This window comes from Achromobacter pestifer, from assembly GCF_902859625.1.
In the GTDB taxonomy this organism is placed as follows: Bacteria; Pseudomonadota; Gammaproteobacteria; order Burkholderiales; family Burkholderiaceae_B; genus Achromobacter; species Achromobacter pestifer.
This window is the reverse complement of record NZ_CADIJX010000002.1, coordinates 680,169-693,186: the sequence shown is the minus strand read 5'-3', so window position 1 is coordinate 693,186 and position 13,018 is coordinate 680,169. Positions and strand designations below refer to the sequence as shown.

General features: G+C 65.8%; 11 protein-coding genes. 7 read left to right on the top strand and 4 right to left on the bottom strand.

Annotated features, from left to right (window positions below):
- Window positions 1–98 precede the first annotated feature (98 nt).
- Window positions 99–1,754, top strand: a complete 1,656-nt coding sequence (locus HV753_RS09940; RefSeq protein WP_175174286.1) for a CehA/McbA family metallohydrolase domain-containing protein — start codon at window positions 99–101, stop codon at window positions 1,752–1,754.
- A 66-nt stretch (window positions 1,755–1,820) separates the two neighbouring features.
- Here the strand turns inward: HV753_RS09940 and HV753_RS09935 are convergent, their stop codons facing one another.
- From HV753_RS09935 to HV753_RS09920, 4 genes are read right to left on the bottom strand one after another with little or no spacing between them, the layout of a single operon-like run.
- Window positions 1,821–3,128 (bottom strand): aspartate aminotransferase family protein, encoded by a 1,308-nt coding sequence (locus HV753_RS09935; protein WP_175174285.1) that lies wholly within the window; start codon window positions 3,126–3,128, stop codon window positions 1,821–1,823.
- A gap of 15 nt (window positions 3,129–3,143) precedes the next feature.
- On the bottom strand, window positions 3,144–4,193 hold the full coding sequence (locus HV753_RS09930; RefSeq protein WP_175174284.1) for a phosphotransferase: 1,050 nt from the start codon (window positions 4,191–4,193) through the stop codon (window positions 3,144–3,146).
- 10 nt (window positions 4,194–4,203) lie between these two features.
- Window positions 4,204–5,232: a histone deacetylase family protein gene (locus tag HV753_RS09925; protein ID WP_175174283.1), complete on the bottom strand. Its 1,029-nt coding sequence runs from the start codon at window positions 5,230–5,232 to the stop codon at window positions 4,204–4,206.
- Entirely contained in the window at window positions 5,229–5,954 is a 726-nt protein-coding gene (locus HV753_RS09920; protein WP_175174282.1) for a GntR family transcriptional regulator, read from the bottom strand. Before HV753_RS09920 ends, HV753_RS09925 begins: the two co-directional genes overlap by 4 nt.
- Window positions 5,955–6,119: 165 nt before the next feature.
- Here HV753_RS09920 and HV753_RS09915 point away from each other — a divergent pair, with 165 nt between their 5' ends.
- Genes HV753_RS09915 through HV753_RS09890 form a run of 6 tightly spaced genes read left to right on the top strand, consistent with a single transcriptional unit; the run spans window position 6,120 to window position 12,932 of the window.
- Window positions 6,120–6,911, top strand: a complete 792-nt coding sequence (locus HV753_RS09915; RefSeq protein WP_175174281.1) for a class II aldolase/adducin family protein — start codon at window positions 6,120–6,122, stop codon at window positions 6,909–6,911.
- The gene (locus HV753_RS09910; RefSeq protein WP_175174280.1) at window positions 6,908–8,473 is read left to right on the top strand and encodes an ABC transporter substrate-binding protein; all 1,566 of its coding nucleotides are present in this window, start codon (window positions 6,908–6,910) and stop codon (window positions 8,471–8,473) included. Before HV753_RS09915 ends, HV753_RS09910 begins: the two co-directional genes overlap by 4 nt.
- 31 nt (window positions 8,474–8,504) lie before the next feature.
- Window positions 8,505–9,479, top strand: coding sequence for an ABC transporter permease (locus HV753_RS09905; RefSeq protein WP_175174279.1), 975 nt, complete (start codon window positions 8,505–8,507; stop codon window positions 9,477–9,479).
- Window positions 9,476–10,321, top strand: coding sequence for an ABC transporter permease (locus tag HV753_RS09900; protein WP_175174278.1), 846 nt, complete (start codon window positions 9,476–9,478; stop codon window positions 10,319–10,321). The genes HV753_RS09905 and HV753_RS09900 overlap by 4 nt, the downstream gene beginning before the upstream one ends.
- A complete protein-coding gene (locus tag HV753_RS09895; RefSeq protein ID WP_175174277.1) occupies window positions 10,318–11,961 on the top strand; it encodes an ABC transporter ATP-binding protein in 1,644 nt (547 codons plus the stop codon). Before HV753_RS09900 ends, HV753_RS09895 begins: the two co-directional genes overlap by 4 nt.
- A complete protein-coding gene (locus tag HV753_RS09890) occupies window positions 11,958–12,932 on the top strand; it encodes a 2-hydroxyacid dehydrogenase (protein WP_175174276.1) in 975 nt (324 codons plus the stop codon). Before HV753_RS09895 ends, HV753_RS09890 begins: the two co-directional genes overlap by 4 nt.
- The last annotated feature ends 86 nt before the right edge of the window (window positions 12,933–13,018 follow it).

Sequence of the window (13,018 nt, the reverse complement as noted above, 5' to 3'; positions counted from 1 at the left end):
ATGGTTCACGCCACTGTCATTCCTGCGTCACTCGCCGCCTGCATAGTGCGCGCTCCGCGGCCATGCCTTCGCATGCCGCCCGACGTTGGAGTGTGTCCATGCAGTTCGAAGTATCCCGCTTGCGGCGGGCCATCATGCCCTTGTCGCTGGTTTGCGTCACCCTGTTGAGCGCCTGCGGCGGCAGCGATGATGAGGATGAGGAAACCAGCACGCCCACCCCGCCGGTGGTGACCGAACCCACGCCGGTCGATCCCAAGCCTGTCGAAACCGGCGCATGGACCACCGGCGATCTGCACGTACACACGTATCAGTCGGACGATGCGCAGGTCAGCCTGGAAAGCGCGCTTGACCAAGCCTTTGACCGCTACAAGCTGGACTGGGCAGCGATTTCCAACCATCTGCGCCTGTCCGGCCGCGACCACACCGGCATCGCCATTCCCGGCGGCTCCATCCCGTTCTCGACCGGCATGGCGCGTTACGAAGTGCCGTTCATCAAAACGGCGCAGGCCGCTGGCCGCTATGTCGGCAAGATCATCTTTTCCTCGTTTGAATGGGACATGCCCACGCATGACCACGTCAACATCGGCATTGGCGTGAACGATCCGCTATCGGCCAAGTCGCTGGAAGCGGTGGCGGAATTTGAATACCTGTTCACCAACCGCGACCCCGCGCTCTTCGACCCGCTGCTGGTATCGCGCCTGGCAGGCGAAACCCGCGCCTACACCACGCACGCCGATTCGCTGGCCGCGTTGAAGTGGCTGCGTGACAAGCATCCCGACAGCTACATGCTGCTGAACCACCCGTCGCGTTACGCGGGCAAGTACACCGTCGCGCAGTTGCGCGAGATGAACGATCTGGCACCAAGCGTCTTCTTCGCCATCGAAGGCATGGTGGGCAACCAGATGGAACCCGACCGCGGCGGCTACGCCACGGCCTACACCGACGCCTTCCTGCCCAACCGCACCTACGGCGGCGTGGACTACCTGGTGGCGCACCTGGGCGGCACGTGGGACGCACTCTTGGGTGAAGGCCGCCGCATCTGGACGGTGGCGGATTCCGACTTCCACTTCCGCACGGCGTCAGGCCTGTACAGCTCGGGCTACGCGCCCGGCGAGTACGCCAAGACGCACGTCTGGAAAGACGGCAAGGACATGGCGGCAGTGGTGGCTGGCTTGAAGAGCGGCCGCGTGTTCGGCGTGTTCGGCGACCTGATCGACGCGCTGGACTTCCAGGCCCAGGGCGCAAGCGGCGCGGTGCACATGGGCGGTGAACTGAAGGCGGCCAAGGGCGAGAAGGTCGAAGTCACCATCCGCTTCCGCAGCCCGGCCAGCAACAACTATGAATACCCGATCGAAAGCGGCAATCCCACCTACGTGAAACCCACCGTCAACCACGTGGATCTGATCGTGGGCGATGTCGGCGCCCGAGCCGCTGCGGGGACGCCGGGCTATGACGCCGATACCAACCCCACGACCCGCGTGCTGGCCCGCTTCACCAGCGCCGACTGGACGGTGGACGCCGAAGGCTACAACGTCATCAAGACGACGGTGACGGCTGACAAGAGCCAGTACCTGCGCCTGCGCGGCACCAACCTGGGGGTGAACGTGACCGGTGAAACCGCAGCCGGCGAACCGCTGCCCGACGCCAAGGTGGATCTGGCCGACAACGTTGCGCGCTTCAATGCCGTCAACGCGCGCAACTACAACGACCTGTGGTTCTACTCGAACCCGGTGTTCGTGACGGTTGCGCCGTAAGGCAGGGAAAGGTGAAATTTCGGGCGGTGCGGGCGCGATGTCCATCGCGTCCGCACCGCCCGATTGTCAAAGCACAGCCAGCGTTTCGTCCAGCGCGGCCAGCAGCCGGTCTGCGTCGGCTTTTGAGAACGGCAACGGCGGACGTATCTTCAGCGTATTGGCGTGTTCGCCCGCGCTGCCGGTCAGCACTTGGCGGTCACGCAGGCCGTTGACGATGCGGGCCGCTTCCTCGGTGGCCGGCTCACGCGACCGGCGGTCACGCACCAGCTCCACGCCAATGAACAGTCCCGCACCACGCACGTCGCCGATGATGTCGTGCCGCGCCGCCAGTCCCCGCAACCCGTCTTGCAGATAGGCGCCCACCTGTTCCGCGTTCTCCATCAGGCGTTCGCCCTGCACCGCGCGCAACACCGCCAAGCCTGCCGCAGCCGAGACCGGGTTGCCGCCGAACGTATTGAAATACCGCCCGTTGCGGCCGAACGCTTCCAACACATCGGCCCGTGCCGCCACGCCCGCCACGGGATGGCCGTTGCCCAGCGGCTTGCCCATGGTGACCAGGTCGGGCGCGACCCCATGCCGCATGAACCCCCACATCGCCTGCCCCGTGCGGCCCATGCCCGCTTGCACTTCATCGGCGATGAACAGGCCACCCGCCGCGCGCACCGCATCGACGGCTTCACCAAGAAAACCTGCCGGCGCCGCCTGGACGCCATCGCTGGAGAAGATCGTGTCCACCAGCAACGCGGCCGGCCGCAAGCCCTGCCGGGCCAGATCGGCAATGGCCTCGCGCACGGCTTGCGCCAACGCCGGTCCCACCGCCGCTGCCCCTTGCCGGTAGGTATCCGGTGCGGCCACCGTGCGCACCGCGGGTCCCAGCGTGGCATAGCGGCCGAGCGACGGCGATGCCTGAGCGATCGACAGCGTGACGCCGTGATAGGCAAACCGCGTGACGATGAGCCCAGTGGCGCCAGTGTGTCCCTGCGCGATGCGTAGCGCCAGATCGTTGGCTTCGCTGCCCGTGCAGGTGAACATCACCTGGCCGAGCCCCGCCGGAAAGGTGGCTAGCAGCGCCTCGGCGTAGTCCAGCACGGTTTCATGCACATACCGCGTGTGCGTATTCAGGATGGACGCCTGCCGCGTGATCGCCTCGACCACGCCCGGGTGACAGTGTCCCAGCGGCACGACGTTGTTGTAGGCATCCAGGTAGGGCTTGCCCTGCGCGTCATACAGCCAGACGCCCTCCCCGCGCACCAAGTGCACGGGTGATTCGTAGAACAAGCGGTAGGCGGGGCCCAGCAGACGCTGGCGCCGTGCGATCAGGTCGGCGGTGCGGACGGCGGCAGCGTCCTCGGCATTCGACATTGGCAAATTCATCAAGGCGTCCTTTTATCAGTATCCGCAAGCCGCGCGCAGCTGTTCCCGCGCGCGCTCGCGCGGCATGTCGTCGCATGCCTGCAAGCGTGACCAGGACACAGCGTTGTTGCGCAGGATGTAGTCGCGGTTCTCCGGGTAGCGTGCCGCCCGCCAACCGCCAATGGCAACCACCATGACCAGCCGCGCCATCATCAGGTCGAACAAGACATCGACCTCGGCCCGTTCCAGCGGGCTGACCTGGTGATACGCCGCCACGAACCCGAGCGCCGGCTGCAACACCTGGCCACCGGGCTCCAGCTGATAGGACGCGGCCACCGCCACGTCGTTGATGAGCGGCGCCCGCACCATGTCGCCAAAGTCAAGAATGCCGGCGATGCGGTCGGGATCTTGCGGATCAACCAGTACGTTGTACAGGTTCAGGTCGTTGTGGATAGCCTGTGCACGCAGGCTGGGCAAGGCAGGCTTTGCATGGTCAACGAAACGCGCCAGGGCGCGCTCCGCCAACGCGCGCCGCGCCGGATCGTCGATATGGGCCAGCAAGGGCGCAACACCATCGGTGCGCTGGATATCCCATGGCAGCGCCAACGCCCCCGCAGGATGGTCAAAGCCGCGCAGCGCCAGTCCCAGCCTGGCCAGCACTTGCGCCAGATTGCGCCGTTGGGCGTCGGAGCGTGGCGCATCGGGCAACGGTCGTCCCGGCAGATAGGTGAAAAGCCGCACCACGCGCGGTGGCGCGTCCGGTGCCTGATACCAGACGGACGGCTCGCCGTCCGCTGCGGGCATCACGCGCTGCACGGGCAGGTCCGGATCCGCGCGTTCGACGTGCAGCAATGCCCGCGCCTGGAAATCCGCCACGCGCGGGTCTTCCGCCGGATGCGAGAATTTCAGCACGTACTCGCGGCCCTCATCAGTACGCAGATGGAAATTGCGATCGCGCTCGCCCGTCAAGCGGCGCACTGCGGCGTCCACGCCAAAGTGCTGCCGCGCCAGTTGCGCGGCGCGCGCGTCATCGATGTCCGGCGAGGCCGTGGCCAGCACGTCCTCGGCGCAGTCCTGATCGGTCATGTCGGCCTCCTCAGGCGGCGGATGCGAAGCCGCGCAGCGCGCTGGCAAGATTGGGGCCCAGATCATCCGACAGATAGCCGCCTTCCTGCACCAGCACCGTGGGCAAGCCCAGCGCGGCCACTTCAGCCAGGATCGCGCCGAAGCCATCGGTGGTGACAGCCAGCCCCTTGTAGGGGTCGCGCTCGTGCGCGTCCAGGCCCAGCGCCACCACCAGCGCGCCGGGCGCAAAGGCCTTGATATCCAGGAACACGCGACGCAGCGCCGCCAGATAACCCGCATCGCCCGTGCCGACCGGCAAGGGGCGATTGATGTTGTAGCCCAGGCCATCGGCTTCGCCGGTTTCGTGCGCATGGCCCACGAAGAACGGCGTGGTGCTGTGCGCGTCCGCATGCATGGACACCGTCAGCACATCGGCGCGGCGATAGAAGATGCCCTGCGTGCCGTTGCCATGATGGACGTCCAGGTCCAGGATGGCCACCCGCCGATGCGCGGTGCGCAGATGCTGGGCGGCGATCGCGGCATTGTTCAAATAGCAAAAGCCGTTGGCGCGGTCCACGTAGGCATGGTGTCCGGGCGGGCGGCACAGCGCATAGGCGGCGCGTTCCCCATCCATGACCAATTGGGCCGCATGGGTGGCGCAATGCGCCGACCACATGGCCGCTTCCCAGGTGCCGGCGCCGATGGGACAAGCGGTGTCGCCCATGTGATAGCCGGCCAGGCCCACGATGTGCTCGGGGTAGGTGCAGGGTTGCCCCGGAAACGGATGCACGTTGGCAACCACTTCCTCTGAGGCGTCGGGCAATTCTCGCCAACGGGCGTAAGCAGTTTCCAGAAAGCGCAGATATTGCGGCGTATGCACAGCCGCGCGCGGGGCGGCGCCATGATCGTCCGGCGTAATGATCTCGTGCCCATCGCGCCGCACCGCCGCCAACAGGCGGGCGCCGCGCTCGGGTTGTTCATTGCTGCGTTTTACCTTGCCGCGCACGATGAAGAACTGCGGATCGTGGAGCTGATGCTTATCGCTGTAGACGACTTTCATGGCTTGCTGCTGCCCCTTGGTTTTTCGCCCGCCGCGCCATGCTGCGAGACGAACAGGTTGCGGACGTGCTCCCAGGCATCGTCCAGGTGAACCTTCATGCAGGCCTGCGCGGCCGGCACATCGCGTTTGGTCAAGGCGTCCAGGATGGGCTGGTGCGTGGCCGCGACCATTTCCGGATCCTGGTACACGTTGTCGATCAGCGAAATGATCATGCGCATTTCGGTCTGCGTGCTGGAGAACAGGCGCAACAGGTATGCGTTGCCGGACAGCTCGCAGATCAGGGTGTGAAAGCTCAGGTCGAGTTCGATCCGGCGGTGCTGCGGCGCATCCGCCGCTTCGGCGATCATCAGGTCAAGCAGCTGGGACAAACGCGCCATGCCGGCCGCGTCCGCGTGTTCGCAAGCCGCCGCCACGGCAGTCAATTCCAGGCTGAGCCGGACCTGGAACAGGTCGTCGATCTCACGCACGGACATCTCGCGCACGAAAAACCCGCGACGCGGCTTGGACACCAGGATGCCCTGGCGTTCCAGCCGGCGCGAGGCCTCGCGCACCGGCGCCCGGCTGATCGCCATCTGCCTGGCGATCTCGGCTTCGACCACCCGGCTGCCCGGCGGCAACCGCCCCTGCACGATCGCCTGGGTGAGCCGGTCCTCCACCACCCCGACCAGATCAGGGACATTGACGGATTCAAACGTGCTGGAAGCGGCCGGGGTTGCGGTCATGGAATTCTCGATCAGGGGTGGAAAAGCGGGTAGCGCGTGAGCTGTATAACACCCCGGTTTTTTCCAGCATATCAGTGTTACTGCTAACTGTCGACAGTTGACTATCGACGCATAATGCCTCGCATCCGGCCTGCTACCGCTGCCGGTCTCAACGAGGACGCATCGATGGTCAATTCCCAGGAAACCGCGCCGGAAACCATGAGCGCGGCGGAGCAGAAGGTCCGCCACGACTTGGCGGCGTGTTATCGGCTGATCGCGCATTTCGGCATGGACGACAGCATCTACACGCACATTTCGGCGCATGTTCCAGACGAGCCGGGGGTGTTCCTGATCAACCCCTACGGGCACTTGTTCCGCGAGATCACGCCGGAATCCCTGGTCAAGGTCGGCATGGACGGACGGCCCGTGGCCGCAACGCCCTATGACGTGAATCCGGCCGGCTTCACCATCCACAGCGCCGTGCATGGCGGGCGTCCGGACGTGGCCTGCGTACTGCACACCCATACCGTGGCGGGCGTGGCCGTGTCGTCCCTGGCTTGCGGCCTGCAACCCGTGAACCAATGGGCGTTGCAGTTCTATAACCGCGTGGCCTATCACGACTACGAAGGCATCGCCCTGGACCTGGACGAACGCGAACGGCTGGTGGCGGATCTGGGCTCGCACAAGGCCATGATCCTGCGTAACCACGGCCTGCTGACCACGGGTGCGACGGTGGCCGAAGCCTTCATCCTGATGCTGAATCTGGACCGCGCCTGCCGGGTGCAACTGGCCATTCAAGCTACCGGTCAGGCCACCTACCCGGTCAGCCCGCAAGTCAGCGAAAAGACGGCTCGCCAATACGCCAGCGGCGACACCAACCGCCTGCCCGGCGCCCCCGATCCCAGCGAACGCGAATGGCGTGCGCTGCTCAAGCTGGTCGAGCTTCCGTCCGGCACCGACACCAGGAGAACCGCATGAATCGTCGCGACTTTCTGATCGCCAGCGCCGCCACGGCCGGATGGTGGAGCGGCAGCGCCGCCGTGCCCGCGTGGGCAGCCGCCGCCCGCAATGGCGTGCTGAACATCGCCGTGCAGCCGGAACCGCCCGGACTGATGCTGGGCATCATCCAGAACGGCCCCACGCAGATGATCGGGGGCAACATCTACGAAAGCCTGTTGCGCTACGACGAAAAGCTGGAACCCATGCCCAGCCTGGCCACGTCCTGGACGGTCAACGACACGGCCACCGTCTACACCTTCAAGCTCAAGGAAGGCGTGCTCTGGCACGACGGCAAGCCGTTCACCGCGCACGACGTGGTATTCAGCGTGGATCAGTTCCTGCGCAAGACGCACGCGCGGCTGCGTGCGGGCCTGGCGTTCGTGGACAGCATCAAGGCACTGGACGACCACACGGTGGAATTCCGCCTGCCCCGGCCCTTCGGCCCCTTCCTGGGCCTGTTCGAGACGGGCACGATGCCCATGGTGCCGCGCCATATCTACGAAGGCACGGACTACCTGAGCAATCCCGCCAACAACACGCCCATCGGCACGGGCCCCTACAAATTCAAGGAATGGCGCCGCGGCTCGTTCATCCAGCTGGTCCGCAACGAGCAATACCACGAGCCCGGCCTGCCCAGCGTTGAAACCGTCTACTTCCACGTCATCCCCGACGCCGCCTCGCGCGCCGCCGCCTTCGAGTCCGGCAAGCTGGACATCCTGCCCGGCGGCACGGTCGAGTACTTCGACATCGAGCGTCTGAAGAGCCTGCCCAACGTTGATATCACCACCAAGGGCTGGGAGTTCTTCGGCCCGCACTCCTTCATGTGGCTGAACAACCGCCATCCCGTGCTGGCCGACGTGCGCGTGCGCCGCGCCATCATGTACGCCCTGGACCGCGAAGCCATGCGCAACGTGGCCTGGTACGGCTTTGGCAAAGTCGCCACCGGCCCCTTCAACAGCACCGTGCGCTACCACACCGATAACGTCACCCGTTATCCGCGCGACGTGGCTCGCGCCAAGCAATTGCTGAAAGAGGCCGGCTACAAGGGCCAGACGCTACGCCTGTTGCCGCTGCCGTATGGAGAAACCTGGCAGCGCTTTGCCGAAATTGCCCGGCAGAACCTGGCCGAAGCCGGCATCAAACTGGAAATGACCGCCACCGATGTCGCCGGCTGGAGCGAAAAGACGGCCAACTGGGACTACGACATCGCCTTTTGCTACCTGTACCAGTATGGCGACGCGGCGCTCGGCGTCAGCCGCAACTATCTCACTTCCACCATCGCCAAGGGATCGCCCTGGAACAACGTGGAGGGCTACAGCAACCCGAAAGTCGACGACCTGCTTGAACGCGGCTCACGCGAGTCCGACCCGGAGGTCCGGCGCCAGTTGTACGAGGAAGCGCAGCGCATCCTGGTCGATGACGTGCCCGTGGCCTGGCTGCTGGAACTGCAGTTCCCAACGCTATACCGCAACAACATCAACAACCTGATCAATTCGGGCATCGGCATCAACGATAGCCTGGCGCGCGCCAAGCTGGTTTAAGCCGCGACGATCCAGACAGGGGGAATGCTTCATGAAGAAACTTGCTTACCTGATGCGCCGCATCGTGCAGGGCCTGCTTGTGCTGGCCCTGATCGCGGTCATCAATTTCTTGCTGATACGCGCCGCGCCCGGCGACCCGGCCACCGTCATGGCCGGGGAAGCGGGCGCCACCGATGAAGTCTTCATGGCGCAGGTAAGGGAGCGCTTCGGACTGGACAAACCCCTGCCCCAACAACTGCTGAACTATCTGTCGCACGCGGCGCGGCTGGATCTTGGCGACTCCTACCGCCAGCAGCGTCCGGTGATGAGCCTGATCGCCGAGCGGCTGCCCGCCACGTTGCTGCTGACGATGACCGCCTTCGTTGTCTCGTTGTCGATGGGGGTGGCGCTGGGCGCCTGGACCAGTGCCCGCGCGGGAACCTGGGTGGACAGCCTGGTCAGCACGCTATCCATGCTGTTCTACGCCACTCCGCTTTTCTGGCTGGCGCTGATGGGCGTGCTGCTGTTCTCCGTCAAGCTTGAATGGCTGCCCGGCTTTGGCTTCGAGACGGTCGGGGCCGGGTATGCGGGGTTGACGCGCGCCGCCGACATCGCGAGCCATCTGGTGCTGCCCGCGGCCACGCTGGCGCTCTTCTACATGGCGGTCTATGCGCGGATGACGCGCACCGCCATGCTGGAAGTCGCGCAGATGGACTTCGTGAAAACCGCGCGCGCCAAAGGGCTGTCGCCACGACGCATCCAGCGGCGTCACATCCTGCGCAACGCGCTGCTGCCGGTCATCACGCTGGCCGGCATTCAGGCGGGATCCATGGTGGGCGGCACCGTGCTGATCGAGACCGTGTTCGCCTGGCCCGGCATCGGCCGCCTGATGTTCGACGCCCTGGTGCAACGCGACTACAACCTGCTGCTGGGCACGTTCCTGATCACTGCCGCGCTTGCCGTGGCGTTCAACATCGTCACCGACCTGCTCTACACGTTGGCCGACCCAAGGATCGAACTGCAATGAACAACGGATTCTGGCGGCGCTTTCGCCGCAACAAAGGGGCCGTGGCAGGCCTGGCCGTCATGGCCTTGGTGCTGTTGCTTGCCCTGACCGCGCCGCTTATCGCCGCGCACGACCCCTGGGCCATGGTGCAGCGCCCGTTCCTGCCCCCGCTGGATATCTCGGGCCTGCCCTTTGGCACCGACACCCTGGGCCGCGACATCGGTTCCGGGCTGGCCTATGGCGCGCGCATATCGCTACTGATCGGCCTGATCTCCACGTTGGCCGGCCTGTTGATCGGCGTATCCATCGGTGCGCTGGCCGGCTATTACGGCGGCTGGATCGACAACAGCCTGATGCGCTTCACTGAACTGTTCCAGGCGATTCCCAGCTTTGCGCTGGCCATCGTGCTGGTGGCGATCTTCCAGCCATCGGTAGGGTCCATCGTGACCGCCATCGCGCTGGTGTCCTGGCCCCCCGTGGCGCGACTGGTGCGCAGTGAATTCCTGACGCTGCGCCATCGCGATTTCGTCCACGCCGCGCACCTGGCGGGCGAATCGAACCTGCGCATCATCATCACGCAGATCCTGCCCAATGCCGCCGCCCCCATCGTCGTCATGGGCTCGTTGATGGTCGCCACCGCCATCCTGCTGGAATCCAGCCTGAGCTTCATGGGCCTGGGCGATCCGAATGTCATGAGCTGGGGCTACATGATCGGCGCGGCGCGCACCGCCCTGCGGCAAGCCTGGTGGATCAGCCTGTTTCCCGGCATCGCCATCCTGCTGACCGTGCTGGCATTGAACCTGATCGGAGAAGGCTTGAGCGACGGCCTGAATACCCGGCTGGACGCAAGGAGCCGCGCATGAACGCATCCGCATCCCTTCTGGACATCCAAGGCTTGAGCATCCGGCTGCCGGCAGGCGCCGACCGCGCGCTGGCCGTCAAGGAAGCCAGTCTGTCGATCACAAGCGGTGAAACACTGTGCATCGTGGGCGAAAGCGGCTCGGGAAAATCCATGATCGCCAACGCCGTCATGGGCCTGCTGCCCCAACCCCAGGTGCGCCCCGTTGCGGGCAGCATCGTCTTCCAGGGCCATGATCTGCTGGCCTTGCCCGAGCCGCAGTGGCGTGCCCTGCGCGGCAACCGTATCGGCATGATCTTCCAAGACCCCATGTCGGCGCTCAACCCGGTCATGCGCATCGGCGACCAGCTGGAGGAAGCGCTGGACGCACACGTCAAGCTGTCGTCCGCCGACAAGCGCACGCGCATCCTTGCTGCCTTGGACGACGTGCGCCTGCCAGACCCCGCGGGCATCGCCGCCAGCTATCCGGGCCGCCTGTCGGGCGGGCAACGTCAACGTATCATGATTGCCTGCGCGCTGATGCTGGAACCCGCGCTACTGATCGCCGACGAACCGACGACGGCGCTCGACGTGACCACCCAGGCGCAGATCCTGGACCTGATTCGCGACCTGCAAGCCAAGCGTGGCACCGCCGTGCTGTTCATCACGCACGATTTTGGCGTGGTGTCGCAGATCGCTGACCGCGTGGCCGTCATGCAGTTGGGGGAAATCGTAGAGGCCGGCACGGCCGAACAGGTGTTGAGCCATCCCCGCCACGACTACACACGCAAGCTCATCGCCGCCATCCCGCATGGGGAGCCCACCGCCAGCATCGCCGCCGCGCAAGATCCGGTGTTGCTGGACGTGCGCAACCTGAGCAAAACCTACGTGTCCGGCGGCGGACTGTTCCGGCGCGGCCGGGAAACGCCAGCCATGCGCGACATCAGCTTCAGCCTGCGCCGTGGCGAAGTCCTGGGCTTGGTTGGCGAATCCGGTTCCGGCAAATCCACGCTGGGCCGTTGCATTGCGGGCTTGCTGGCGCAGGACGGCGGCCAGATCCTCTTTAACGGCAAGGCGCGCGGCCCCCAAGGCGCTGCGCGGCCCGAGCCCGGCCGCATCCAGATGGTGTTCCAGGATCCGCAGGCATCGCTGAACCCACGGCATACCGTTGGGCGTTCGATCATGGCCGGCCCGCTTGCACAAGGCATGGCGCCCGCCCAGGCAAGAGCGCGTGCCGCCGAATTGCTGCAACGGGTCGGGCTCAGCCCCGACGCCGTCACACGCTACCCGCACGAATTCTCAGGCGGCCAGCGCCAACGCATCGGCATCGCCCGCGCCCTGGCGTCCGACCCCGAGCTCATCGTGGCTGACGAACCCGTTTCCGCCCTGGACGTTTCCGTGCAGGCCCAAGTGCTGGCGCTGTTTGCCAGCGTGCGGGAACAATTCAAACTCAGCATGCTGTTCGTCACCCACGACCTGCGCGTCGCGGCGCAGATGTGCGACCGCATTGCGGTCATGCAACAAGGCCGCATCATCGAATGCGGCCCCGCCGCGCAGATCATCCAGCAGCCCGAACAAGCCTATACGCGCGAACTGGTGCAGGCCGTGCCCGATTTCACCCGCATCGTCTCCGGACGCCACGGGCGCGAGGTAGCCGCCGCATGAACGCCCCGCTCTCACTTGCCGCCACCGGCCGTCCGCCCTGCATCGCCCTGCTTAGCCGCGTCCTGGACATGCGCTACCTCGTTCCCGCCTTCCAGGCGCTGCGCCCCGATATCGCCTGGCGCACCGTGGAGACCCTGGACAAGCCGGAGGACATCGATGCGGCCGTCTGTTGGCTGCCGCCCCCCGGCCTGCTTCGCACGCTGCCCAACCTGCGCCTGATCCAATCGATCGGCGCGGGCGTGGACCACATCTACGCCGACCCCGCCATCCCGCCCGACGTGCCGGTCTGCCGCATCGCCGAAACCGGCATGGCGGACGGCATGACCACCTACGTCACCTGGGCGGTCATCAACCACCACCGCCATTTTCCGGACTATGTTCGCAACCACGCCCAAGGCCTGTGGCGCGAAAGCCCCATCGTGCCGCCATCCGCGCACCGCGTCGCCATCGCGGGCCTGGGCCGGCTAGGCATGAAGGCGGCTGGGGCATTGGCCGCCCTGGGCTACCCCGTATCCGGCTGGAGCCGCACGCCCAAGTCAGACCTGCCTGCCGGGATCACGGGTTACCACGGCGCCGAGGACTTGCCTGCCTTCCTGGCCGGCGCCAATACCCTGGTGTGTCTGCTGCCGTTGACCCACGACACACGCGGATTCCTCAACGCCGCCACCTTTGCCCAGTTGCCCCGGGGCGCCCACGTCATCAACGCGGGCCGTGGCGAACACCTGGACGCCCAGGCGCTGCTGGAGGCACTGAACACGGGGCATCTTTCCTACGCCACGCTGGATGCCACCCCCGAGGAACCGCTACCGGCCGATCACCCGCTGTGGCGTCACCCGCGCGTGCTGGTCACACCGCATATCGCCACCCGCACCCCGGCCGCCGCCATCGCCGCGCAAACCCTGGAGAACCTGCTCCTTATACAGTCCGGCAAACGCCCGGACACCTGTGCCGACGCGACATTGGGGTATTGATTCCCGTACGCCGAACAAGCCTGATGCCTTCCGAGCGACTTGCCCTGCTGGCGGGCGACGGGCCAAGTCCGCGCGAATGCGCGATT

Coding starts and splice junctions, on each gene's coding strand:
- HV753_RS09940 (WP_175174286.1), top strand. CDS start 99: ATGCAGTTCGAAGTATCCCGCTTGCGGCGGGCCATCATGCCCTTGTCG.
- HV753_RS09935 (WP_175174285.1), bottom strand. CDS start 3,128: ATGAATTTGCCAATGTCGAATGCCGAGGACGCTGCCGCCGTCCGCACC.
- HV753_RS09930 (WP_175174284.1), bottom strand. CDS start 4,193: ATGACCGATCAGGACTGCGCCGAGGACGTGCTGGCCACGGCCTCGCCG.
- HV753_RS09925 (WP_175174283.1), bottom strand. CDS start 5,232: ATGAAAGTCGTCTACAGCGATAAGCATCAGCTCCACGATCCGCAGTTC.
- HV753_RS09920 (WP_175174282.1), bottom strand. CDS start 5,954: ATGACCGCAACCCCGGCCGCTTCCAGCACGTTTGAATCCGTCAATGTC.
- HV753_RS09915 (WP_175174281.1), top strand. CDS start 6,120: ATGGTCAATTCCCAGGAAACCGCGCCGGAAACCATGAGCGCGGCGGAG.
- HV753_RS09910 (WP_175174280.1), top strand. CDS start 6,908: ATGAATCGTCGCGACTTTCTGATCGCCAGCGCCGCCACGGCCGGATGG.
- HV753_RS09905 (WP_175174279.1), top strand. CDS start 8,505: ATGAAGAAACTTGCTTACCTGATGCGCCGCATCGTGCAGGGCCTGCTT.
- HV753_RS09900 (WP_175174278.1), top strand. CDS start 9,476: ATGAACAACGGATTCTGGCGGCGCTTTCGCCGCAACAAAGGGGCCGTG.
- HV753_RS09895 (WP_175174277.1), top strand. CDS start 10,318: ATGAACGCATCCGCATCCCTTCTGGACATCCAAGGCTTGAGCATCCGG.
- HV753_RS09890 (WP_175174276.1), top strand. CDS start 11,958: ATGAACGCCCCGCTCTCACTTGCCGCCACCGGCCGTCCGCCCTGCATC.